Consider the following 22,511-nt stretch of genomic DNA (forward strand, 5'->3'; position numbering starts at 1 on the left):
CAATCCCGTGACCGCACGGCTAGCCGACATCGCAGCCCAGGCGGGGGTCAGCGAAGCCACAGTAAGCCGCGTGCTCAACGGCAAGCCCGGTGTGGCCGCCGGCACCCGTGAATCCGTACTGGCCGCACTCGACGTACTCGGCTACGAACGGCCCGTACGCCTGCGCCAGCGCAGCGCGGGACTCGTCGGTCTGATAACCCCCGAGCTGGACAACCCCATCTTCCCGGCGCTCGCCCAGGTCATCGGCCAGGCCCTGACCCGGCAGGGGTACACGCCGGTGCTGGCCACGCAGACGCCCGGCGGGTCCACCGAGGACGAGCTGACCGAGATGCTGGTCGACCGCGGGGTCTCCGGGATCATCTTCGTCTCCGGCCTGCACGCCGACACCACGGCCGATATGGGTCGATATGACCAACTCCGCGGGCAGGGCGTCCCGTACGTCCTCATCAACGGGTTCTCCGACAAGGTGCAGGCCCCCTTCGTCTCCCCCGACGACCGGGCCGCGATGCAGCTGGCCGTCACCCACCTCACCGCGCTCGGCCACACCCGGATCGGCCTCGCGGTCGGTCCGAAGCGCTTCGTGCCGGTCCTCCGCAAGATCGAGGGCTTCCGGCTCGGGATGAAGGAGCGGCTCGGACTCGGCGAGGCCGAGATCGAGGAGCTCATCCAGCACTCCCTCTACTCGCTGGAGGGCGGCCAGGCCGCCGCGGCCGCGCTGATCTCGCGGGGCTGCACAGCGGTGGTGTGCGCGAGCGACATGATGGCGCTCGGCGCGATCCGGGCCGCCCGCCAGCAGGGGCTGAGGGTGCCGCAGGACGTGTCGGTGGTCGGCTTCGACGACTCCCCGCTCATAGCGTTCACGGACCCGCCGCTGACCACCATCCGCCAGCCCGTGCAGGCGATGGGGCAGGCGGCGGTGCGGACCCTGCTGGAGGAGATCGGCGGTACGCCGGCCCCGCACAGCGAGTTCGTGTTCCTGCCGGAACTGGTGGTGCGCGGCTCCACGGCCTCCGGCCCGGGGCAGCGGCGCGCAGCGTCTCGTACCTGAGAGGGACCGGCTGCGCCGAAGACCGTCCCGAGGGATGATCGGAGGCGAGAACGCATCTGGCAGACTCTCTCCCCATGGGTGAATCGAGCGTGAAGACACTGGAAACCCGGACGGATGTCTCCTCACCCACTGCGGTCGAGACGGAGACCCGCCCGGGTTCCGACAGCGCCCTCCTCTCCCGGCTGCGCGTCCCGCGCCGGCCTCGGATCTGGTTCGAGGTCCTGCTCATCGCGGTGAGCTACTGGACGTACTCGCTGATCCGGAACGCGGTGCCCGAACAGAAGACGATCGCCCTGGCGAACGCCGACTGGATCTGGGGGGTGGAGCGGAACCTCGGCATCGCCATCGAGGAGTCGGTCAATCACGCCGTCAACTCCGTGACGTGGCTGGTCGTGGGCATGAACTACTACTACGCCACGCTCCACTTCGTCGTGACCATCGGCGTGCTGGTCTGGATCTACCGTCTCCATCCGGGGCGGTACGCCGCCACGCGCCTGGTCCTCTTCGCCACCACCGGTGTCGCCCTGGTCGGCTACTACTTCTATCCGCTCGCGCCGCCCCGGCTGATGAACGGGCAGAACTTCGTCGACACCGTGCTGGTCCACCACACCTGGGGCTCGATGGCCTCCGGGAACCTCAAGCAGATGTCGAACCAGTACGCTGCGATGCCGTCCATGCACATAGGGTGGTCGCTCTGGTGCGGGCTGACGATCTTCGCGGTCGCCTCGGCCCCGTGGGCCCGCATCCTGGGCCTGCTCTACCCGACGGCGACCCTCGTCGTCATCGTGGCCACCGCCAACCACTTCTGGCTCGACGCCGTGGGCGGCATGATCTGCCTGGCCTTCGGCTACACGGTCTCGCGGTCCTGGTACGGCTCGATGCCGCACCGCCTGCCCCGCCACCCCGAGCACACGGGCCCGCACCCGGCGGCGCAGATGCTCAACCGCTTCCGCACCCGCTAGTTCGGCACGGGGCTCGTGCGCTCGTATTCGACCTGGGTCAGCGGCTGCCCGTCGCCGAAGTCGTAGGTGCGGGTGGCGCCGCTCTCGGTGAAACCGGCCTTGGTGTAGAAGCGCCGTGACTGGGGGGTGTCGCGCAGCGTCCACAGGTGAGCCCGGGCGAACCCGGCGCCGCGCAGGTCCTCCAGCGTTCCCGTCATGAGCACGGCGGCGGCGCCGCTGCCCCAGCTGTCGGGGTGGCTGTAGAAGGAGAGGATCTCGGCGAAGCCCGGCCGGGTCGAGGACGAGCGGTGGACGGACAGGGCCACCGGCCGGCCGTCCTCCCCTTCGGCCAGCAGGATCGTGGAGTCCTGCCGCGCGAGCCGTGCGTGCCAGCGGGTACGCCTGCCGGCGATCCCGTCCGCGGCGAACCCGGGATCGAAGAAGGGCGCGTACGCCGCCTCCCAGGCGGCGGCATGGATCTCGCCGAGGACGTCCCCGTCGTAGGGGCCTGCGCGACGAACCGTGAACGTCATTTCCACCACCTGTTGATCCGTTCCAGGGCCTCGGTGAGCGTACGGACATAAGCCTGGTCGGCGAGGATCCGTACCCCGGCGACGGGCCGGCTGAGCCATTCCTGCTGCGCCAGGATCCGGCGCAGCCGGGACACCGCGGCTTCGGCCGGGGCGCCGACCTCCCCGCGGCGGCGGACCGCCTCCGGCACCGACAGGCCCGGCCGGCCCGTCCAGGCCGGGTCCACCTCCGCCAGCAGCACCGGTACGACCGGCTCCGGGTCGCCCGTGATCCGCCAGTACGCGTGCGCGGCGTAGGTCCTGGTCCACGCGCCGGGCGACTCCATCAGGCGGCGCACTGGGTCCGCGTGTACGGCGGCCAGGGGCCGAGATCGGCGAGGTAGGGCAGGCCGTGGCTCGCCGTCCCGGACCGCACGGCCGTTCCACGCACGGCGAGGGCGAGGGTGGGGTCGCCGGTGGCTTTCCAGTGCGCCCAGGCGGCCAGCCGCAGGTGGGTGCGGCCGTACGCTGCCAGCCGCTCGGCGGCGACGGCGGCCGGGGGTGTCGTAGGGGTACGGCGGATCCAGGATCCGCACCACCTCGGGCACGGCGGGCGCGGCAGCGGGTTCCCAGAGGGGGAGGAGTTCGAGGAGGGCGGTGTTCTCCGGGTTGCGCCGCAGGACGGACCGCACGACGGGGAGCAGCTCCGCGGCGGGCAGCGCGGCCAGGATGCGTGCGCCGGGACGGTCGGACGGTAGCTGGTTGGCATCGGCCAGCCGCCGCAGGACGGGCAGCGCACGGAGTCGCCCATCCCGGCGAGGGCGAGCGTGAGCACTTCGCCGGTGTACGCGGAGCCGCGGCCGAGGCACTCGGCGATCAGGTCGACGTGCCCGGCGACGGCTCTGCCAGCCTGCGACACCGCGTAATCGGCGTCTAAGCCGGCGTGCGTGTCGCCGCAGACGGCTTCGACCACGACCTCCCAGCACCACGGCTCGGACCGCCGGTAGCGAGGACGGCCTTGGCAGTTTCGGCAAGTCGGGTCACGCGGCGGCGTGAGCGACGAAACCGGTCCAGGCGTCCGGGGTGACGGTGAGGCGGGCGCCCGCAGGCCTCTTGGAATCCCGGACGAGGACCGTGCCGGTCGTGTGGGCGACCTCGACGCAGTCGGGCCCATCGGCCGTGCTGTAGCTGCTCTTGGTCCAGGCGACCTCGATGCACTCAGGCCCGTCGTTGGTGCTGTAGCTGCTCTTCACCCACGTCAGTGCGGAGAGGTCCTCGCCCGACGGCTTGATGCTCATGTCTCCCCCAATACCTTCTCGATGAACGTCAGCGATTCGCGAGGCGTCAGAGCCTGTGCTCGGATCATGCCATAGCGCATGTCCAGGACCTGGACCTCCTTGGGTTCAGTGATCAAACGGCTGACCAGCTGAACTTCGTTGTGCCCGACCGTCGTTCCATCCCTGAGACGCATCAGCTGGAGCGATCCGGCGAGACCGGCGTGCTCCTCGACGGCCGTGGGCATCACCTGAATCTCGACGTGCCGTAGCCTGCCCACCTCAAGCAGGTGCTCCAGTTGGCGACGCAACACCATCCTGCCCCCGATGGGCCGTCGAAGCACGGCTTCTTCCTGCACAACGGTCAGCAACGGGGCCGCAGTTTGGCGGAGTACCTTCTGGCGGTCCATGCGAGCGGCAACGAGGCGCGCGACCTCCTCTTCGGGGTAGGCGGGACGCCGCAACCCGTACAGGGCGTGGGCGTACTCCTCTGTCTGCAGAAGCCCATGCGCGACGATGTTGGCGTACGCGCCGATCTCGACCGTCTCGGATTCCAACTTGGCCAGATCCCGAACCTTCTTGGGATATCGGGCCTGCTGGATGTCCGCCTTCATGGCGGCGATTTTCCCGCCCGCCCCAAGGACCTCGTCCGCCTTGTCCAGGAACTCCGGGCGCGGAATACGGGCTCCGCGTTCGATCTTGTAGATCAGGTTCGCCCCGTATCCCATCCGCTCACCGAACGTGGCCCGGTCGAGCCCCGCCGCCTCGCGCCACATTTTCAACTGGCGTCCCACCGTGGCGATGACCGCCCCGGATTCGTCCTCCGGGTCGAGTTCCCAGCTCGACTCGTCGGCGCCGTCCGTGTTCACATCCGCCTCCCCTTGGACCGCGAGGACACCACGGGACCGCTCTGGACAACCGTCGTACACAGCATCCTCAACTCTGTTCAGCGTACGCACGGATGGGCACGCTGAGTCACGTGAATCAGAAAATCTCCCTCGTCGCCACGCTCCCTTCCACCCCGCGCGGCGCCCGCGCCGCCCGCGCTCTCACCGTGGCCCAACTCGCGCAACGAAGGCTTCCGTTCGAGGATGCGGCACAGGTCGTCGCCGAACTCGCCGCGAACGCCGTGACCCACGGCAGGGTGCGCGGGCGGGACTTCCGGCTCGCGCTGCGCCTCGCGCCCGGGCCTACGCTCCGTATCGAAGTCTCGGACACCCGCAGGGAGTTCGGGCCGCCCACGACCCACGGGGCGCCGGACGCCGAGGCGGAGTCGGGGCGGGGGCTGGTGCTGGTGTCCGCGCTCGCCGTGCGGTGGGGAACGGATCACGGGCCTGCGCCGCTGAAGACGGTCTGGGCGGAAATTGATGTGGCGAGTCCGATTTCACCGGATCGAGGTTTCCACGACCCGGTGGATCAATACCCGGTGCCGCACGACGCCTAAAGACTAATAACCGGGGGAAATGACCTTCCATACCTCCCCCTCCCCTCTCACCCGGTCGGGTGAATCACCTCAACCGGGCTGGCGCGCAGGGCAATTCGCCGGGCACTCTGACTCCCGACAACCCCATAAACGCATTCGGCCCCCGGCCGGGACGGCAATCCCGGGCGAGGGCCTGACCACAGCGGAAGCAGTAGACCTTCCCCATGGCTGACCAGCAGCTTAGCGCGCCTGCGCGCGTCCCGTCGGGAATCCGACACGTCAACCACGACCACCGCCGCGGCTACGTCAAGATCGGCAACCACCTTGCCCAGCACCGCCAACTGAGCATGGCGGCGATCGGCCTGGCCACGCACATCCAGTCGCTCCCGACCGGCTCCAAGGTGACCATCAAGGCCCTCGCCGAGCGCTTTCCGGAGGGTGAGGTCCGCATCGCCACCGCCCTGCGCGAGCTGGAGCGGCACGGCTACCTGGCCCGCTTCCAGGAGCGGCTTCCGTCGGGGCGCGTCGTGACCTGCACGGTCTCGTACAACAACCCGCCCGCGATGGCCGACGCGACCCGCGGGCCGCAGGTCCCACCCCGGCGGTCCGAGCCGAAGCCCGCCCCCCAGCCGGACCCGGATCCGGAGCCCGAACCGGAGCCTGAGCCCGAACCGGAGCCTCAGCCCGGCCCGGAACCCGCGCCCGAACCCGTCGCGCCCGAGGTCGAGTGGGAGGCGCGGGAACTGCTGGCCCGGCTGCGCCTGCGCGACCCGCGGCTGCTGCTGTCCGAGCGAGACACGGTACGGCTGGCGCCCGCCGCGGCCGTATGGCTGGAGCGCGGGCTGGCGCCGAGCGCCGTCACGGCGGCTCTCACGCGCTCGCTTCCGACGGCGGCGATCCACGCGCCCGCCGCGCTGCTCGCCCACCGCCTGCGGGAACTGCTGCCGCCCCGGCTGCCGGACCCCTGGGCAGCCCACGCGCCCGGCCCGGACCGCGCCGTCCACCCGCTCCGCACGTGCGACGGCTGCGAACGCGCCTTCCGCTCCCCCGCCCCCGGCCGCTGCCGGAACTGCGCCCCGCCGTCGGCCACGGCGGCACCTGCCGCCTAGACCTTCTTTCCCGTCCAGAAAGAAGGTGGTACTTTCCTCACGAGAAAGTACTCGGAAGATCGATGACCAGGGACGCCACCCATGACCGCTTACGACGCCCAGACCGCCCTCGACGCCATACACCACCGTCGGGAGCAGACGTTCGACGCTTACGTGCGCCACGCCCAGTCCCGTCCCTACCTGATCATTTCGGCGCTGGGCCTGTTCGCCGTGTGCTCGTCCTTCGATCTCCCGAGCCCTTGGAACACCGCCGCGATCCTGGCGGGGAACGGCCTGACTCTGGGCGGGCTGTTCGTGCACCAGCGCCGGGCCCCCGTCCGCCGGAAGGCCGCCGGGTCGGAGGCGCTGTTCTATGTGGCCCTGGGGGTCCTCCTTCTCGCACTCTTCTGGACGGTGGCGATCGCCGCCCACTTCCTCGGCCTCCCGGCGCGGCACACGCTCGCCGCAGCTGTCACCGCCCTGGCGGCCGTGGTCGCCTCGTACGCGTTGCGCCCGGTCTTCGGGACCATCCTCCGCAGGAACGGCCACGGCTGATGGATCCCGACTTCGACGAGTTCCTGCACGTTCCGGCGCGACTCTCGATCGTCGCGCTCCTGGCTCCGGCCGACTGGGTGGAGTTCGGCTTCGTCCGGGACGCGGTGGGCACCAGCGACTCGGCCCTGTCCAAGCAGGTCGCCGCGCTGGCGGACGCCGGGTACGTCGAGGCCCGGAAAACACGGAACCGCACGGGACGGCACACCCACCTCCGCCTCACCCCGCACGGGCGCCAGGCATTCCAGCGGCACGCCTCGGCGCTGGAGAGGATCGTGGCGGCGGCGCGCAAACCCCTGGAGTAGCAAGCACGGCATCCGCCGATCGTCGAGATGCCGGTATGCCGAACGAAGCCACCCCCGAACGAATGAGACGGGAGTGACGTCGGCCGCGTCGCTCCACGGTCCCTCAGGCTGAGAGAGAGGCTCGGTTCACGGGAAAGGACCGAAATGTCGAATGCTCGGGTGCGGCAGCTGTCCGACCAACTGGTCGCCAAGTGGACCTCGCCGCAGGGCGTCGAGCTGATGGTCGCGGGGGCCGTCCTGGTCGGCGGCCTCCTCGCCTACGGGCCGCTCAGCCTCCAGGAGGCCGGCAGGCTGCTGGACTGGCCCGCCGACGAGGTCCTGGACCGCTTCCACGCCATGGAGTTCGACCTGGAGACCGACGACCGGGGCCGCGTGATCGGCGCGGGCGTCTCCCTCGACGACCGGCGTCCCCACTGCATGCAGCTCCAGGGGCAGCGCGTGTACGGCTGGTGCGCCATGGACGTGCTGATGTTCCCCGTCGTCCTCAAGGAGCCGGCGAGTACGGTCACCTCGTACTGCGCCACCACCGGCGAGCCGATCACGCTCACCGTCAATCCGGACGGGGTACACGACCCGAGTCCTTCCACCGCGTCGATCACCCTCGCTCCCGCCACCGGCGCGGATATTCGCGAAGTCTTCTGCAACCGCGTGAACTTCCATGCCACTGCGCATCTCGCCGGGGCAGCCGCGGAACGCGACAGCGATCTGGCCGCCTGCTCCGTCGGCGAGGCCTGGGCCATCGGCAAGCGCCTCGCCGATCTTTTCTGACCCCCGGGCAATTCCTCCGAATGGAGCCGCGGGAAATGGGCACGCTCTCGGCGCGCTCTTCACCGCGCCCGCCGACGCCATGACCCGACGCACGGTTGCGTGACATGCGTCACAGTGCACACCTCGGCGCCGGCCATCTTCCCGAGTACGCCACGTCATCGACATTTCGACATTTGTCCGTTTTGGATTCGACATTCCCCTCTCCGGGGGGAACGGAATCCGTGCTACCGCCGGACTTGTCGTCGACTTCCCTGGTCACGGGCATTCCTGAAGACACATCACATGGTTGTGCAAGTGACCTGATCGTGACCATGCACGATCATCGGCCCGTTTCAAGCCGGGTGTCGAATGCCCAGCGCCAACGCGAAGCGGAAACTTGCCAGGTCATTGGCCGAGTTCTAAGAATGGCGGCTATTCCGGCGTCCCGCAGTTCCGGCGCCGGGAGCTTCGCGATCACCGAATGAGGTCACGCATGCAGAAGCATCGGAAGAATAAGCCGTACCGGAAAATAGTCATCGGCGTCGGCGCCCTGGCCATCGTGGGTGTTCCGACGGCCGCCATGGCCTGCTTCGACACGGACGACCGCGGCCGGACCCGTGCAGCGAGCCACCAGGGGCAGCGCCCGTGGCGCTACGCGCCCTCGGCCACGCCGAGCACCCCGGCCCCCGTGGACGTCCCGACGGCGCCGAGCAGCGCCCCGGCCGCCGAGCCGAGCAGCCCCGCCGCGGCGCCCGCGCAGCCCGTCGTACAGACCTCCCCGCCCGCGCAGCCGAAGCCGGCGAAGCCGCCGGTCGCCACCGAGAAGCCGCAGGCGCCCGAGCCCCCGAAGACCTCGGCCCCGTCGGCCCCGCCGGCCTCCGGCTCCGTCGCCGCGGTCCTCGCCCTCGTGAACCAGGAGCGCGCCGCCGCCGGATGCTCGGCCGTCGCCCTCAACGCGAAGCTCACGAAGGCCGCGCAGGACCACAGTGCGGACATGGCCTCCCACAGCAACATGTCCCACACCGGCTCCGACGGCTCCGACCCGGGCGCGCGCATCACCCGCGCCGGGTACACCTGGAGCACGTACGGCGAGAACGTCGCCTACGGCTACAGCACGCCCGAGAAGGTCATGGAGGGCTGGATGAACAGCCCCGGCCACCGGGAGAACATCCTGAACTGCTCCTTCAAGGAGATCGGTATCGGCCTGGCCCAGCCCGGCAACTACTGGACTCAGGACTTCGGCACGGCGCGCTGACCCCACGCCGGACCGCTGGTGCGACCGGCACACCCTGCCGGTCGCACCACCGGGCGCCGTGGCGGGCGCGGGCCGGTCACAGCCTGAACAGCACTCCGCGCCAGGTCCAGCCAGCCCTGAGGACCGTGTTCTGCAGGGGGTTCTTCATCAGCCCCGTGTCGAAGCGGAACGTCTCCACCTTGCGGCGGCGGCCGTCAGCGCCCCGCTGGAACTCCCACTGCCGGTAGACCGCCTTCCCCGGCCCCCGGCCGTACTGCTCGCCGGAGTGCTCCAATGAGGGCTCCCACCGCTCTTCGAGTACGCGCACCTCGTGCTTCGCGGGGACCAGTCGCATGCTGGTCTTGAGGGTCAGGCGCATCTCGCTGACGCGGCACTCCACCACCAGGTCGGCACGTTCTCGCGGGGTGCCCTCACGGACGGCGAACAGCCCGTCCGGGCCACCCAGCGCGAGCAGCGCGTCCCGGAGCTCCGCGGCGGCCCCCGGCGTGACACTACGGGCCGGGTGCCTGGTGCCCGTGCGCTTGTCCCAGAAACGGCCCACCGTCAGCTCCCCGCCCCGTTGTCCGGGCGCACCGAGCGCACGAAGTCCTGGAACTGTTCCAGGACTTCGTCGTGCCGGGCCGTGGTGGCGGTCAGGGCCAGGCGGATCATCGCCCGCTTGTGCGGGTCCCCGGTGTCCACGAGGGACAGGTACACCTGGGACTGGACGAGCTCGTGGCGGGCGCCGTCGGCCACGGCCGAGAAGCTCAGCCGCTGGGTCAGGGCGGGCGCGTCCTCGGAACCGACCTCGCGGCGGTGGACCACCTCCACCGACTCGGCGAACTCACGCAGGCGCTCCACCGACGCGTCGGCGATCTCGGCCAGGGTCACCCCGTCCTTCGGGAACCCGCCGTCGACGGTGATGTTGGCGGTGAACCCGGCGTCCGGCTGCGGATGCACCGCGGCGAAGGCCACTCCCGGGTCGAACCCCTCCGGACGGGCCGGGAGCCAGCCCTCGGGCAGCCGGAACTCGATCGGCACCGGCAGTGTCGTGGGCATCCGGGGCCCTCCTTCCATGGAAACGGACATCAGTCGAGCAACCAGTCCTTGAAGTCGCCTGCGGCGTCGCCGACCGCGTGCGCCGTATCGCCCACCGCGTCGGCCACGTCACCGGCGGTCTTGGCCACCTTCTCAGGATCGACGGTGATCTCCAGGCCCAGGGAGCCGCCGAGGAAGGGTGAGGCGCCTGCCTTGCCGCCGAGCTTCCACACGCCGGTCTCCTCGTCCTTCTTGTAGCCCCACCAGGCCTCGGCACCGGGACCCGCCCATCCTTCGGCCGTCAGGCCGACGCCGATGCCGCCGGACTCCACGCCTCCGGTGAGACTGCCCTTCGCCCCGGCGAACGCCTTCGCGCCGACCGTCACTTCTTCCCTGGTGACCTTGGCGCTGCCTCCGATTTCGCCACCGACGAATCCCTCGGCCCGCCCGTAGACGCTCTGGTACTCGCCTCCGGCCCGGCCCTCGGCCAGTGCCCGGATTCCCGCGGACCCCTCGGCCTTGGCCACGAAACCCTTGTCGGTGATGCCGACGTTCGCGGTGGCCCGGGCTCCCTCGTAGATGTCGGCGATCCCGGACAGCTTCAACGACCCGAGGCTCCCCTCTCCCTTCGCGGTCTCGTGGAAGAGGTCGACGTAGGCCTTGACCGAGGCCTCCTTGCCGTACTGGCCCGGGCCGGTGGTGCTCACGCCGGCATCCCAGCCGTCGGTCCTCGTCCTGATCTTGACCTCTTCGAGCTTCTTGGCCTTCGCCAGGTCGCCCTCGGCGTAGTTGTTGAAGCCGGTGAGGGTCTCGTCGGCGCCGGTCCCCTGGCCCAGGGCATCCCTGTTGCTGTCGTTCACGGCCGCCACGAGGGCGTCCTTGACGTGCTGGTCGGCGTCGGAGGCGGCCTTGACCCGGTCGTCGACGTGCTTCTGCCACTTGCCGACGGCGGTGCGGATGGTCTCCTGGCCGTCGGGGTCGTGGTGGTAGGCACTGCGCTCGGCGGGCGTGAGCTTGGAGTAGTCGAAGGCGACGCGCCCCTGCTCCGAGACGGTCATGCCGGCGGCGATCGCGTCGTCGCGGGCGCTCTCCAGCTTCTTCTTGAGGTCGACGAGCTGTTCGTGGGCGCCCCGCAACAGGCTCGCCACCGCCTTGGCCTGGTTCTGCGCGGCGGAGTACTCGTAGCGGGTCGCCGTGAACTTCACCCGCGCGGCTTCGACGCTGAGGCCGGACCAGCTGTCGCCCATGGTGATCCTCTGGACGGTGTCGCCGTAGCGGGTCTCGACCTTCTTCAGCTCGCCCGCCATCGCCTCCCACTTGGCGGCGGCCGTCGTCAACAGGCCCAGGTCCGTGGTCATGACTTCGTGATAGGTCAGCACCGCAGCCCCCTACACGCCGTGCAGTTGCGACTGCGACAGGAACTGGTTGCCGAGCCCGGTGTCGTTGCGGGTGATGTAGCCCGAGGCGCCGCGCAGCGCGGTCTTCTCCCCGGCGAGGCGGCCCATCAAGGTCTTCACCTGCTGGTCCCACGTGTCCGCCACCTTCTTCAGGCCGGCGGCCGTCTCCCAGCCCTCGAAGCCCTTCTGGGCGTTGCCGGTGGCGTCGTCCGCGTGTTCCGCGGCCGTCTTGGTGGCGTGCTCCAGCTCGTTCTCGATCGTTTCCGCCGCCGCCCTCTTCTCCGCGGGCGTCGAGGCGAAGTCCTTGGAGCCGCCCGGAGTGAACAGCCCCGACGACGGCGGGGTGACCCCCGGAGCGTACGGAACCACCGACGGCGCGGTGACGCCCGGAGCGTACGGGCCGGGCGGCGGTGCGGTGACGCCCGGAGCGTACGGGCCCACCGGCGGCCCGCTGTTTAACCGCATACCCACCTGGCCGAGATCATCTGACATGCTCACGCCTCCCCGTAGTTGAGGGTGATCATATGCAAATGCGAACGCATCGGCCAGAGCCTGGCGGCCAGTTGGGCGCCCCGACCCCCGGCCCCGGGCGGCATCCGACCGTGCCCCCGGGAGCGGCTACGCGCCGTAGAACAGCTCGTCGACCACCGCCCGCGCACGGCGGGTGATGCGCCGGTAGTCGTCCAGCATCTCCCCGACCGTGCCTTCGGCGTATCCGAGGTAGCGGCCGACCGCCCCGAGTTCGCGGGCCTCCGACGGGAAGGTGTCCCCGGCGCGGCCGCGGACCAGCATCACAGCGTTGCGGACCCGGGTCGCCAGGACCCAGGCCTCGTCGAGGATCTGCGCCTCGTCGGTCGGGATCAGTCCGGCCGCGTGGGCGGCCGCGAGCGCCTCGCGGGTACGGGTGGTCCGCAGGCCCGGTTCGGCCCAGGCGTGCTGCATCTGGATCAGCTGCACGGTCCACTCGACGTCGCTGAGGCCGCCGCGGCCGAGTTTGGTGTGCAGGGTCGGGTCGGCGCCGCGCGGCAGCCGCTCCGACTCCATGCGGGCCTTGAGCCGGCGGATCTCGCGTACGGCGTCCTCGCCGAGGCCTTCCATCGGGTAGCGCAGCGGGTCGACGAGCTCGATGAAGCGGCTGCCGAGGTCGGCGTCGCCCGCGACGGGTTCGGCGCGCAGCAGGGCCTGGCTCTCCCAGGTCAGGGACCAGCGCCGGTAGTAGGCGGCGTAGGAGGAGAACGTGCGCGCCAGCGGGCCGGAGCGGCCTTCGGGGCGCAGGTCGGCGTCGATGAGGAGCGGCGGGTCGGCGGTGGGCAGCTGGAGCAGCCGGCGCATCTCGGCGATGACGGTCTGGGCGGCCTTGGCGGCCTCCTGTTCGTCGACGCCCTCGCGGGGTTCGTGGACGAAGAGGACGTCGGCGTCGGATCCGTAGCCGAGCTCGTGCCCGCCGAAGCGGCCGACGCCGATCACGGCGAAGCGGGTGGGCAGCATGTCGCCGTAGTGGTTCTGGACGGCGGCGCGCAGGGCTCCGGCGACGGTGGCGGCCGTGAGGTCGGAGACGGCGCCGCCGACCCGGTCGACGAGGGCGCCGTGGTCATCCTCGGCCGGATTGTCCTCCGTACCGTACGAGCCGATGATGTCGGCCGCCGTCGTGCGGAAGAGCTCGCGGCGGCGCACACCGCGGGCGGCGGCGACGCCGGCCTCGGCGGTTTCGGCGCGTCCGACGGCGGCCATGACCTCCTGTTCGAGGGCCTCGTGCGTACGGGGCTGCAGGCCCTCGGGGTCGCCCAGCAGGGCCACGGCCTCGGGAGCGCGCATCAGCAGGTCGGGGGCGAGGCGGCCGGCGGACAGGACGCGGGCGAGGTTCTCGGCGGCGGCGCCCTCGTCGCGCAGCAGCCGCAGGTACCAGGGGGTCTTGCCGAGGGCGTCGGAGACCTTGCGGAAGTTCAGCAGGCCGGCGTCCGGATCGGCGGAGTCGGCGAACCAGCCGAGCATCACCGGCAGCAGGGTGCGCTGGATGGCGGCCTTGCGGGTGACGCCGGAGGCGAGCGCTTCGAGGTGGCGCAGGGCGGCGGCCGGGTCGGCGTACCCGAGGGCTTCGAGGCGCTGGCCCGCGGCGCGCGGGGAGAGCCGGGTCTCGCCGGGGGTGAGCTGGGCGACGGCGTCGAGCAGCGGCCGGTAGAAGAGCTTCTCGTGCAGGCGGCGGACGACGGAGGCGTGCCGGCGCCAGGCCTTGTTGAGTTCGGCGACGGGCTCGGTGCGCAGGCCCATGGAGCGGCCCAGGCGCCGCAGGTCGTTCTCGTCCTCGGGGACGAGGTGGGTGCGGCGCAGCCGGTAGAGCTGGATGCGGTGCTCCATGGCGCGCAGGAAGCGGTACGCGTCGTGCAGTTGGGCGGCGTCGGCGCGCCCGACGTAGCCGCCGGCGGCGAGGGCGTGCAGGGCGTCGAGGGTGGTGCCGGAGTGCAGGGTCGCATCGCTGCGGCCGTGCACGAGCTGGAGCAGCTGGACGGCGAACTCGACGTCGCGCAGGCCGCCCGGGCCGAGCTTGAGCTCGCGGTCGACCTGGGCGGCGGGGATGTTGTCGACGACGCGGCGGCGCATCTTCTGGACGTCGGGCACGAAGTTCTCGCGCTCGGCGGCCTGCCAGACCAGGGGCGTTATGGCGTCGACGTACTGACCGCCGAGGTCGGGGTCGCCGGCCACGGCGCGGGCCTTGAGGAGGGCCTGGAACTCCCAGGTCTTGGCCCAGCGCTGGTAGTAGGCGATGTGGGAGGCGAGGGTGCGGACGAGGGGCCCGTTGCGGCCCTCGGGGCGGAGGTTGGCGTCGACGGGCCAGATGGTGCCCTCGACGGTGGTCTCGGAGCAGATCCGCATGAGGTGGGAGGCCAGGCGCGTGGCGGCCTGGATGCCCTTGCCCTCGTCGGTGCCGTTGACCGCCTCACCGACGAAGATCACGTCGACGTCGGAGACGTAGTTGAGCTCGTTGCCGCCGCACTTGCCCATCGCGATGACGGCGAGGCGGCACTGCGCCGCGTCCTCGGGGGCGGCGGCGGAGGCGATGCGCAGCGCCGCGCGCAGGGTGGCGGTGGCGAGGTCGGCGAGCTCGGCGGCGGTCTCGGCGACGTCGATGGTGCCGCAGACGTCGCGGGCGGCGATGGAGAGCAGGCAGCGGCGGTAGGCGACGCGCAGGGCGACGGGGTCGTGCGCGTCCGCGAGCCCGCGCTCGAACTCGGGGAGTCCGGGGTGCAGGTCGGCGGCCTCGTAGGTGACGAGGGTCAGCCAGTCGCGGGGATGGCGGGCGAGGTGGTCGCCGAGGGCCTCGGAGGCGCCGAGCACGCCGAGGAGGCGGTCGCGCAGCGGTTTGGCGCTGACGAGGGTGTCGAGGAGGCCGGGGAGCTCGCCGGACGGCTGCGCCTCTGCGAGGCGGACGAGTCCGAGGAGGGCGAGGTCGGGGTCGGCGGTCGCCCCGAGGGCGTCGAGCAGCACCGGATCGGCGCGTACGGCCGCCAGCGCTTCGGCGTCGAGCAGCCGGGCGGCGGCGGACGGGTCGGTGAAACCGCTGCGGAGCAGCCGGATGAAGGTGCTGCTCCTGCGTCCCGGGACTGTCATCCCGCCGCCTCCTGCGGTTGTCGCTGCCACTGCCCTGGCGTGCCTGTGGTGAGCGTAGCCGGAGCAGGCGTTCGACTCACCGGCAGTACCATGACGGGGATTATCGGATTATCCGAATATTTGGTGTGTGATGGGGCCCGCTCCCCGCCGACCGGCCAGGAGGAGCCCCATGTCCGACGGACACCCCCGCCCCGGCCGGAACGGCCGGCCGGAGGCCTGGCCGTCGCCCGACGGGCCCGAGGACCGGACCTACCAGACCTACCAGGCCGATCCCCTCCAGCCCCACCCGACCCACCACTCTCACCAACACCAACACCCTTACGCGTTGCACCAGCCCGAGCCTGGCCACGCACCGCACGAGGCCGAGCGCGCCTGCGCGCACGACGAGCCCGGCCATGCCTACGCACCTCAACAGCCCCAACAGGCCTACCCGTACCCCCAGACCGACCCGACCCAGCAGGCCTCTCCGCACCACAGGGCGGGGCCGACCCAGCACGCCTACCGGGCCCACTGGCCTCACGAGGCCGAACAGGCCTACCCGCCGCACGGGGTCGAGGCCCACGCATCCCAGCCGCACGGGGCCCAGCAGGCCCAGCACTCCCACCTGACCCACCAGACGGGCGGGCCCGAGGCGTACGGGCCCGAGGCGTACCAGCCCGAGACGTACGGGCCTCAGCAGGCCGGGGAGAACCAGGCGTACCGGCCCCGGCAGTCCCAACAGGACCCGCAGGCCCACCCGTACCAGGGGACAGAGCCGGGCCGGCACGGCCACTTGCCCCACCAGGCCGGGGAGGCCCGGGCCCACGGGCCCCAGCAAACCCAGCAGGCCCACGCGTACCACCAGGCCGACCCGACCCAACACGCCTACCAGGCCCATGGGCCTCACGAGGCCGAGCAGGCCTACCCGCCTCACGGATCCGACGCTCACGCGTACCCGCCACACGAGGCCGAGGCCCACGCGTACCCGCCTCACGGAACCCAGCAGACCCAACACCCCCGCCTGCCCTACCAGGCGAGCGAGCCCTACGCGCCCCAGCAGGCCCGCGAGCCCGAGACCTGCGGGCCCCGGCAGACCCGACAGGCCGACCCGCACCCCGAGGCCGGGCAGGCCCCCCACGCGTCCGTGCCCCACCAGGCGGGAGCGGCCCAGGCCCACGGGCCCCAGCAGACCCACCCGTCCCACCAGGCCGACCTGCACCATGACGCGGAGCCGACCCCGCACGCCTACCCCTCTCCCCGGGCCGAGCAGGCCCCGGCTCACCGGCAACAGCAGGTCCCGCGGGAAACCCCGCCCCGCCAGGCCCGCCGGCCCGATGAGGCCCAGGAGGCCCCGGAGGATCCGGAGGGCGAGGTTCTGGAGGCCGAGGATCCGGCCGGCGGGCGGAAGGCCGCGCGGGCGGCCCGTGAGGCCGAAGGTACCGGTGGCGGCGGCCGGCGCGGCCGCGCGGAGGCCCCCGCCGCGCCGCGGACCGCACGCGGGCGCCGCCGCGCCCGCGGCAAGGACGGCTCCGGCGGCGCGGACGGGCCCGGTCCCGAGGCGGCGGCGGGCGACCGCGAAGCGCCCAACCCCCGCCACCACCGGGCCCGCCTCGTCAAGACCGTCGCCTTCTGCGCCGCCACCGCCGCCTGCAGCATGCTCGTGCTCCGCGGCAACGCGGCCCTCGACGGCCTCGCCTCCCCCACCGACCCCGACAGCGCGGCCTCCGCCCCCGCGGCCGTCGCCGACGCCCCGGACCCCGGCCGGGTGCTCCAGATCATCGCGCACCCCGACGACGACCTGTACTTCATGAATCCGGACCTCCGTTACTCCATATCCACCGGTCACCCCGTGACCTCGGTCTACCTCACCTCCGGCGAGGCGGACGGCATCAACGCGGGCGCCGCCAAGGAGGCCACCACCACCCCCGACAAGGCCGCCTACGCCGAGGCCCGCCAGAACGGCATCCGCGCCGCCTACGCCAAGATGGCCACCGGCGACCGCAGCAGCGCCTGGAAGCGCAGCGTCGTCCCGACGAAGGGCGGCGGCCACGCCGAGGTCGACGTCCTCGTCGCCAAGCCCGAGGTCAACCTGGTCTGGCTGCAGCTCCGCGAGGCCGGCAACACCTTCGCCGACGTCCCGGAGAGCCTGCACGGCCTGTGGGACGGCAAGGTCGCCCGGCTGGATTCGATGCTCGCCTCCGGATCCCCGGTCAAGCAGAGGTTCTCGTACTCGAAGGACCAGGTCGTCCAGACCCTCGTCGGCGTGCTGGAGCAGTACAAGCCGACCACCGTCCGCTCCCAGGACCCGACACCCGGCCGCCTCCCCGACACCAAGCGGTACACCGACCACCAGGACCACTTCTACGGCGCCCGCTTCGTGCAACTGGCCACCGCCGCCTACGCGAAGGACGTCAAGGACCGCCCGCACTTCGCGGTGCAGAACTACCTCGGCTACTTCAACGGCTCCCTCCCCAGCGCGCTGGACCCGGACGAGGCCAAGGAGAAGCTGGACATCCTGGACACCTATGCCTGGCTCGACCGGCAGAACCACTGCGGCAGCGACGCGGGCTGCGGCGACCTCAAGGTCGCCGACCATCCGGCCGGCAACCGGTGGTCGGACTCCATCAACTACGCCCGCGGCAACAGCACCACCTGGCTGACCTCCGACAAGGAGCACGGGCTGTGGGCCTTCAAGGTGCTCGACGGCCAGGTCGCGGTCTGGCACCGGCCCGGTCTGGTCGGCCGCTGGACCGGGCCGGACCTGCTGCCCGGCACCGGCATGGATCCGGGCGTCGGCACCGTCACCCTCAAGGACGGCCGGATAGCGGTCTTCGGCACCCGCACCTCCTTCGGCGCGAAGCCCACCGACTACAAGCGCGAGGTCGTCCACAGCGTCCAGAAGGCGGCGGGGGCCAAGGAGTTCGGGGAGTGGCAGTCGCTCGGCACCCCCGAGACCGCGGACGAGACCTGGACCTCCGACATCAGCTCCCCGGCCGTCTCGATCGACGGCACGGGCCAGTTGGCGGCGTACGTCCGCGACGGTTCGTACACCCTGCGCGGCCGGGTGCAACGCGCGGACGGCGGTTGGGGGCCCTGGGAGAAGTACGGCGGCGCCGATCTGCACGGCACTCCGGCCACGGCGACCGACGGCGCCGGGCGGCGCATGGTCTTCTCCGCCACCTCCAAGACGGTGGTGGGCTGGGTGCAGCCGAAGCCGGGTGCCCCGCTGGGCCCGGTCACGCCCACGGGGCTGCCGGACACCACGCTCCCGCTGACCGCGGAGGGACGCGAGGGCGGGGTGCGGCTGTGGTTCCGCAAGCCCGGGTCGGGCAACGTCCGTACGGCCCTGATGACGGGCGACGGCGGGCTGAAGCTGAACAACATGACCGACCTCGGAGGGCTCCAGGGCTTCGGCTCGGTGACGGCGAGCGGTCACGTGCTGGCGGGCCGCTCGGCGGGCGGGCAGCTGGGCACGGAGATCGGCCCGGGCCGGCCGTGGGAGCGGTCGCCGCTGATGTTCGTCGGCGCGCCCTCCTCCGTGATGACTGGGAAGAGCATGGTCAGCCTGGCGGTGGTGGGGCTCGACGCACGGCTGTACGTGACCTCGTCGGCCGACGCGCCGGACGCGCACCTGGCGCCGTGGCAGCCGGTGGGGCCGCGCAACACGGCCCCGTAGGAGGGCCGTAGAAGGGGCCTGGGGAAGGGGCCTGTTGAACGGGCCTGTTGAACGGGCCTGTTGAAGGAACCCCGCAGAAAGGGGCCTCGCGGAAAGGGGCCAGAGGCGGACGAAGTGCCTCCACATTCGGGTCGCATACCGGGATCAAAACCCCAATAGGACACCGTCACATCCGGTCGCTTTCGGAAAGTGGCAGTCATCGGCCGAATCGGTGAACCAAGTTCCCCGATTTGGCCTCTCTCTGACTGCTCAAGCGGTTTCTCCGCCCCGACCGAACCCAAGGCGTGACCCGATGCCCGTGACCCGTCGCCGCTTCGCGGCCCTGCTCACCGTGCTGACAGCCGGCGCCACCGGCGTGCTCTCCGTGGCCACCGGCCAGCAGACCTCGGCCGAGGCCACCCAGGAGAAGGGCCCGACCGCCGTCCTGCCCGCGAGCGTCACCACCGGGTCGGTCGTCCAGATCGTCGCGCACCCCGACGACGACCTCTTCTTCATGAACCCGGACCTCAGCCGTTCCCTGCTGGCCGGCACCCAGGTCACCACCGCGTACCTCACCTCCGGCGAGTCCGACGGCCGCAACGAGGCCGGCGGCGGCGCGGTCAAGGACCCCGAGCAGCCCGCCGACCGCACCCACTACGCGGAGGCCCGGCAGAACGGCATCCGCTCCGCGTACGCGCAGATGGCCACCGGCGACCGCACCAGCGCGTGGAAGCGCACGGTCATACCCACCGACGGTGGCGGCCGGGCCGAGCTCGACGTCCTCATAGCGAAGCCGCAGGTCAACCTGGTGTGGCTGATGCTGCGCGAGGCCCGCAGCACCGGCGGGGACACCCCCGAGAGCCTGCGCGGCCTGTGGGACGGCCGGATAACCGCGCTGGACTCCCAGCTGACCTCCGGCACCCCGGTCAAGCAGCCGTTCTCGTACACGAAGGACCAGCTCGTCCAGTCGATGGCCGGAGTCCTGGACCGGTACCGGCCGACGACGATACGGATGCAGGACCCGACGCCGAACCGGTACGGGGACAACGGCCGGTACACCGACCACCAGGACCACATGTACGGGGCGCGCTTCGTACAGGCCGCCACCGCCGCCTACGCCGCCCAGGTCCAGCGCCGCCCCCGCTTCTCGGTGCAGAGCTACCTCGGCTACCACAACAGCACCCTCCCCCACTCGCTCGACCCGCAGACGGCCGAGACGAAGACCGGCTACCTGCGGACCTACGCCTGGCAGGACCACCAGGACCACTGCGGCAGCCCCTCGGGGTGCGGCGACCGCAAGGTCGCGGGCAACCCGACCGGGCGCAACTGGGCCCAGTCGCTGCGCTACACCCGCGCCGACAGCACTTCCTGGCTGACGCAGGGAACGCCCGGCCGCCTCTGGGCGTTCGCCGCGCTCGACGGCCAGATGGCGTACTGGACGCGGGGACCCGGCGGCGACTGGGCGGGCCCGGTCCTCCTCCCGGGCACGGGCATCGACCCGGGCGCGGCCACCGCCCGCCTCCCCGACGGGCGCATCGCCGTCCTCGCCACCCGCACCGGCTTCGGCTCCGCGCCCACCGACTACCGGCGCGACGTCGTGTACGCCGTCCAGTCCGCGCCCGACGGTCCGTTCGGGCCGTGGCAGTCGCTCGGCACCCCCGAACGGACCGACCAGGAGGGCACCTCGGCGATCAGCGCCCCGGCAGCCGCCGTGGACGCGCAGGGCCTCCTCACGGTCTACGTGCGCGACTCCCGCCGCACCCTGCGCGCCACGGCCCAGCTCCCGGACGGCGGCTTCTCCCCCTGGCAGCGCCTGGGCGGCGAGGACCTGCAGGGCGACCCGGTGACGGCGGTCGACACCGCCGGCCGGCGCCACGTGTACGCCACCACCACCAAGTCGGTCCTGGCCTGGACCCAGCCCGCCCCGGGCTCCGCACTGGCCGGACCCTCGCCGACGGGCCTGCCCGCAACGACGGTCCCCCTCTCCGCCTCCCCGGACGGCGCGGGCGTCCGCCTGTACTTCCGCCGCCCGGACTCCGGCGTCGTACGCACCGCCCTGATCACGGCGGGCCCGGCGGCCAGGCCCCAGGTCTCCAGCGTCGCCGAGGCGGGCGGCCGGGCCGGCTACGGCGCGGTCGGCGCCGCGGGCCGCCTCGTCGCGGGCCGCGGCGAGAGCGGCACCATCAGCACCACGGGCCTCGGCGGCCCCCCTGCCTGGGTGGAATCCCGCATGCTCTTCGCAGGCGCCCCCTCGGCCGTCCTCGAACCCACCGGCACCACGACAACAGCCGTCCTGGGCCTGGACGCCGAACTCCACACCACGACAGCCCCCACCACCCCCACTCGCCCCACCTGGCACCGCGCGGTCCGCTGAGCCGACACCTTGGTTTGCTTGATTGATTGGCGCACAAGTGGCTTTCATCACTAGCCTGTTGACTCATGACCACCTTGGGGGAGGCCGGGCGGACTGGTAGGGGGGCGTATCGCGGTTTCAAGATCGCGAAGCGCGTGATCCACCAGCGATCCCTACTGGCCGACATCCGATACCGAGCAGTTGTCGAGGCCCTCTATCCGGGCCGCAAGCGGGACCATCCGATCCCGTCCACCATCTCTCAGGCAGCGAAGCTGTTGTGTGACGAGCTGGACTACGTCGAGATCCCGGAGGAACGCAGCCGCGGGCTCATGAGAGGCATGCGGCGCCGGATCCAGGAAAACGTGACCCACGGCATCCGGTTCCCGGAGTGGCGTGACGGCATGAACACCACGTTCTTCAGGCGTCTCACCCTCTGGGGGCAGCGGGTCGCCGAGAGCGAGAAAGGAGGCGAAGCCCTCGACCTCGCGGGTGTCCCGCCCGGTCCTCAGCGGGCGGCCCTGTTCGGCCGACGGTTCTCAGTGGCCACCTACGGGCTCCTGATCGACTCGCGCGGGCCGTCCGATGACGAGGAAGCCATCCGCATCGAGATGGCGAACGAGATCCTCCACGGGATGTCGGACGACGCCCGCGCCGAGCGCTACCGGCTGCTCCAGGACGCGGTCAATTCGCTGGCCACGGGTCTGTTGACCATGGCCACGAGTTACCTGGGCTTCGGCCAGAGCATCGAAGACGCCCTCGCCCTCAGCGGTGCGACCTTCGCCCTCGCAGCCGGTGTCATCACCGTTCGGCATCTCGGTTCTCCGCTGATGAGCGAGAAGACACAAGAGGCCCGCCGGCAGGCTCGGAACTGGCTCTTCTCCCTGCACGCATGGATGGTCGGCTATGTCCTCTGGGGGCAGGGAGCGGTACAGAGGGGCGAGTACGAGGGGATCGACCAGCTGGCCTACATCGTGCGCTGCCTGGCCACGCATGACGCGGAGATTCCCGACCTGCCGAGGGACCCGGACATCCAAGAGGACCTCGTCCTCCTGATCGAAAACTCGGAGAGAGCCGGCGACACCGAGCTGACCGCGGCGTTGATGCGGCTCCAAGGCGTCCTGCGCTGGAGAAGCGAGCACCTCGGGTCAGCCATCGGCAACCTCATAGCCATCGTTCAGAACGTTCCTGACTTCGGGGACGAGATCAGCCCCCCGATCATGTTGTCCGGCGGCGAGACGGACCGACCCGAACTGCCGCCCCCTCGTGGGGAAGCCACTCCCGACGGGGAGCCGCGCCCAGGGATCCCACCTTCCCGAGCCGAGTGAAGCCGTCAAGAACAAGCGGCCCCCGACCAAGGTCGGG

General features: G+C 71.5%; 21 protein-coding genes. 11 read left to right on the top strand and 10 right to left on the bottom strand.

The features are described from left to right. The first annotated feature begins 7 nt into the window (after nucleotides 1–7). The gene (locus OG332_RS13100; protein ID WP_327413628.1) at nucleotides 8–1,048 is read left to right on the top strand and encodes a LacI family DNA-binding transcriptional regulator; all 1,041 of its coding nucleotides are present in this window, start codon (nucleotides 8–10) and stop codon (nucleotides 1,046–1,048) included. Nucleotides 1,049–1,122: 74 nt separating this feature from the next. After that, the gene (locus OG332_RS13105; protein WP_327413629.1) at nucleotides 1,123–2,010 is read left to right on the top strand and encodes a phosphatase PAP2 family protein; all 888 of its coding nucleotides are present in this window, start codon (nucleotides 1,123–1,125) and stop codon (nucleotides 2,008–2,010) included. On the opposite strand, the gene OG332_RS13110 is transcribed toward OG332_RS13105, so the two are convergent. The 5 genes from OG332_RS13110 to OG332_RS13130 all read right to left on the bottom strand — a co-directional run bounded on the left by OG332_RS13110 (nucleotide 2,007) and on the right by OG332_RS13130 (nucleotide 4,641). After that, nucleotides 2,007–2,522, bottom strand: coding sequence for a GNAT family N-acetyltransferase (locus tag OG332_RS13110; protein WP_327413630.1), 516 nt, complete (start codon nucleotides 2,520–2,522; stop codon nucleotides 2,007–2,009). The genes OG332_RS13105 and OG332_RS13110 overlap by 4 nt on opposite strands. Then, nucleotides 2,519–2,857 (bottom strand): hypothetical protein, encoded by a 339-nt coding sequence (locus tag OG332_RS13115; protein ID WP_327413631.1) that lies wholly within the window; start codon nucleotides 2,855–2,857, stop codon nucleotides 2,519–2,521. The genes OG332_RS13110 and OG332_RS13115 overlap by 4 nt, the downstream gene beginning before the upstream one ends. Further along, nucleotides 2,845–3,417 (bottom strand): hypothetical protein, encoded by a 573-nt coding sequence (locus OG332_RS13120; protein WP_327413632.1) that lies wholly within the window; start codon nucleotides 3,415–3,417, stop codon nucleotides 2,845–2,847. The genes OG332_RS13115 and OG332_RS13120 overlap by 13 nt, the downstream gene beginning before the upstream one ends. 121 nt (nucleotides 3,418–3,538) lie before the next feature. Beyond that, nucleotides 3,539–3,796: a DUF397 domain-containing protein gene (locus OG332_RS13125; protein ID WP_327413633.1), complete on the bottom strand. Its 258-nt coding sequence runs from the start codon at nucleotides 3,794–3,796 to the stop codon at nucleotides 3,539–3,541. Continuing rightward, nucleotides 3,793–4,641, bottom strand: coding sequence for a helix-turn-helix domain-containing protein (locus tag OG332_RS13130; protein ID WP_327413634.1), 849 nt, complete (start codon nucleotides 4,639–4,641; stop codon nucleotides 3,793–3,795). Before OG332_RS13130 ends, OG332_RS13125 begins: the two co-directional genes overlap by 4 nt. A gap of 110 nt (nucleotides 4,642–4,751) precedes the next feature. On the opposite strand from OG332_RS13130, the gene OG332_RS13135 reads away from it, so the two are divergent. The 6 genes from OG332_RS13135 to OG332_RS13160 all read left to right on the top strand — a co-directional run bounded on the left by OG332_RS13135 (nucleotide 4,752) and on the right by OG332_RS13160 (nucleotide 9,142). Then, entirely contained in the window at nucleotides 4,752–5,216 is a 465-nt protein-coding gene (locus tag OG332_RS13135) for an ATP-binding protein (protein WP_327413635.1), read from the top strand. A 203-nt stretch (nucleotides 5,217–5,419) separates the two neighbouring features. Continuing rightward, nucleotides 5,420–6,304, top strand: coding sequence for a helix-turn-helix domain-containing protein (locus OG332_RS13140; protein WP_327413636.1), 885 nt, complete (start codon nucleotides 5,420–5,422; stop codon nucleotides 6,302–6,304). 81 nt (nucleotides 6,305–6,385) lie between these two features. Beyond that, entirely contained in the window at nucleotides 6,386–6,838 is a 453-nt protein-coding gene (locus OG332_RS13145; protein ID WP_327413637.1) for a hypothetical protein, read from the top strand. Beyond that, nucleotides 6,838–7,140 (top strand): transcriptional regulator, encoded by a 303-nt coding sequence (locus tag OG332_RS13150; protein WP_327413638.1) that lies wholly within the window; start codon nucleotides 6,838–6,840, stop codon nucleotides 7,138–7,140. The genes OG332_RS13145 and OG332_RS13150 overlap by 1 nt, the downstream gene beginning before the upstream one ends. Before the next feature lie 144 nt (nucleotides 7,141–7,284). After that, nucleotides 7,285–7,908 (top strand): organomercurial lyase, encoded by a 624-nt coding sequence (gene merB, locus OG332_RS13155; protein WP_327413639.1) that lies wholly within the window; start codon nucleotides 7,285–7,287, stop codon nucleotides 7,906–7,908. Between the two features lie 472 nt (nucleotides 7,909–8,380). Beyond that, nucleotides 8,381–9,142 (top strand): CAP domain-containing protein, encoded by a 762-nt coding sequence (locus OG332_RS13160; protein WP_327413640.1) that lies wholly within the window; start codon nucleotides 8,381–8,383, stop codon nucleotides 9,140–9,142. A 76-nt stretch (nucleotides 9,143–9,218) separates the two neighbouring features. Here the strand turns inward: OG332_RS13160 and OG332_RS13165 are convergent, their stop codons facing one another. The 5 genes from OG332_RS13165 to OG332_RS13185 all read right to left on the bottom strand — a co-directional run bounded on the left by OG332_RS13165 (nucleotide 9,219) and on the right by OG332_RS13185 (nucleotide 15,162). Next, the gene (locus tag OG332_RS13165; protein WP_327413641.1) at nucleotides 9,219–9,683 is read right to left on the bottom strand and encodes a hypothetical protein; all 465 of its coding nucleotides are present in this window, start codon (nucleotides 9,681–9,683) and stop codon (nucleotides 9,219–9,221) included. A 2-nt stretch (nucleotides 9,684–9,685) separates the two neighbouring features. Then, a complete protein-coding gene (locus OG332_RS13170; protein WP_327413642.1) occupies nucleotides 9,686–10,180 on the bottom strand; it encodes a hypothetical protein in 495 nt (164 codons plus the stop codon). Between the two features lie 29 nt (nucleotides 10,181–10,209). After that, nucleotides 10,210–11,517, bottom strand: a complete 1,308-nt coding sequence (locus OG332_RS13175; protein WP_327413643.1) for a hypothetical protein — start codon at nucleotides 11,515–11,517, stop codon at nucleotides 10,210–10,212. A gap of 30 nt (nucleotides 11,518–11,547) precedes the next feature. Next, nucleotides 11,548–12,048: a hypothetical protein gene (locus OG332_RS13180; RefSeq protein WP_327413644.1), complete on the bottom strand. Its 501-nt coding sequence runs from the start codon at nucleotides 12,046–12,048 to the stop codon at nucleotides 11,548–11,550. 126 nt (nucleotides 12,049–12,174) lie between these two features. Then, nucleotides 12,175–15,162 (bottom strand): bifunctional [glutamine synthetase] adenylyltransferase/[glutamine synthetase]-adenylyl-L-tyrosine phosphorylase, encoded by a 2,988-nt coding sequence (locus OG332_RS13185; protein WP_327413645.1) that lies wholly within the window; start codon nucleotides 15,160–15,162, stop codon nucleotides 12,175–12,177. Between the two features lie 169 nt (nucleotides 15,163–15,331). Between OG332_RS13185 and OG332_RS13190 the strand changes: the two genes are divergently transcribed. The 3 genes from OG332_RS13190 (at nucleotide 15,332) to OG332_RS13200 (ending at nucleotide 22,474) form a co-directional block, all read left to right on the top strand. Then, nucleotides 15,332–18,817, top strand: coding sequence for a PIG-L family deacetylase (locus OG332_RS13190; protein ID WP_327413646.1), 3,486 nt, complete (start codon nucleotides 15,332–15,334; stop codon nucleotides 18,815–18,817). A gap of 292 nt (nucleotides 18,818–19,109) precedes the next feature. Next, nucleotides 19,110–21,170, top strand: coding sequence for a PIG-L family deacetylase (locus OG332_RS13195; protein WP_327413647.1), 2,061 nt, complete (start codon nucleotides 19,110–19,112; stop codon nucleotides 21,168–21,170). A gap of 65 nt (nucleotides 21,171–21,235) precedes the next feature. Continuing rightward, nucleotides 21,236–22,474: a hypothetical protein gene (locus OG332_RS13200; RefSeq protein ID WP_327413648.1), complete on the top strand. Its 1,239-nt coding sequence runs from the start codon at nucleotides 21,236–21,238 to the stop codon at nucleotides 22,472–22,474. Nucleotides 22,475–22,511 lie beyond the last annotated feature (37 nt).

The organism is Streptomyces sp. NBC_01233 (assembly GCF_035989305.1).
GTDB lineage: Bacteria > Actinomycetota > Actinomycetes > Streptomycetales > Streptomycetaceae > Streptomyces.

What these genes read in the sequence shown, in the direction of transcription:
- OG332_RS13105 (WP_327413629.1), top strand. Translation starts at nt 1,123, where the DNA reads ATGGGTGAATCGAGCGTGAAGACACTGGAAACCCGGACGGATGTCTCC.
- OG332_RS13150 (WP_327413638.1), top strand. Translation starts at nt 6,838, where the DNA reads ATGGATCCCGACTTCGACGAGTTCCTGCACGTTCCGGCGCGACTCTCG.
- OG332_RS13160 (WP_327413640.1), top strand. Translation starts at nt 8,381, where the DNA reads ATGCAGAAGCATCGGAAGAATAAGCCGTACCGGAAAATAGTCATCGGC.
- OG332_RS13180 (WP_327413644.1), bottom strand. Translation starts at nt 12,048, where the DNA reads ATGTCAGATGATCTCGGCCAGGTGGGTATGCGGTTAAACAGCGGGCCG.
- OG332_RS13175 (WP_327413643.1), bottom strand. Translation starts at nt 11,517, where the DNA reads ATGACCACGGACCTGGGCCTGTTGACGACGGCCGCCGCCAAGTGGGAG.
- OG332_RS13140 (WP_327413636.1), top strand. Translation starts at nt 5,420, where the DNA reads ATGGCTGACCAGCAGCTTAGCGCGCCTGCGCGCGTCCCGTCGGGAATC.
- OG332_RS13145 (WP_327413637.1), top strand. Translation starts at nt 6,386, where the DNA reads ATGACCGCTTACGACGCCCAGACCGCCCTCGACGCCATACACCACCGT.
- OG332_RS13200 (WP_327413648.1), top strand. Translation starts at nt 21,236, where the DNA reads ATGACCACCTTGGGGGAGGCCGGGCGGACTGGTAGGGGGGCGTATCGC.
- OG332_RS13125 (WP_327413633.1), bottom strand. Translation starts at nt 3,796, where the DNA reads ATGAGCATCAAGCCGTCGGGCGAGGACCTCTCCGCACTGACGTGGGTG.
- OG332_RS13195 (WP_327413647.1), top strand. Translation starts at nt 19,110, where the DNA reads ATGCCCGTGACCCGTCGCCGCTTCGCGGCCCTGCTCACCGTGCTGACA.
- merB (WP_327413639.1), top strand. Translation starts at nt 7,285, where the DNA reads ATGTCGAATGCTCGGGTGCGGCAGCTGTCCGACCAACTGGTCGCCAAG.
- OG332_RS13170 (WP_327413642.1), bottom strand. Translation starts at nt 10,180, where the DNA reads ATGCCCACGACACTGCCGGTGCCGATCGAGTTCCGGCTGCCCGAGGGC.
- OG332_RS13190 (WP_327413646.1), top strand. Translation starts at nt 15,332, where the DNA reads ATGTCCGACGGACACCCCCGCCCCGGCCGGAACGGCCGGCCGGAGGCC.
- OG332_RS13185 (WP_327413645.1), bottom strand. Translation starts at nt 15,162, where the DNA reads ATGACAGTCCCGGGACGCAGGAGCAGCACCTTCATCCGGCTGCTCCGC.
- OG332_RS13110 (WP_327413630.1), bottom strand. Translation starts at nt 2,522, where the DNA reads ATGACGTTCACGGTTCGTCGCGCAGGCCCCTACGACGGGGACGTCCTC.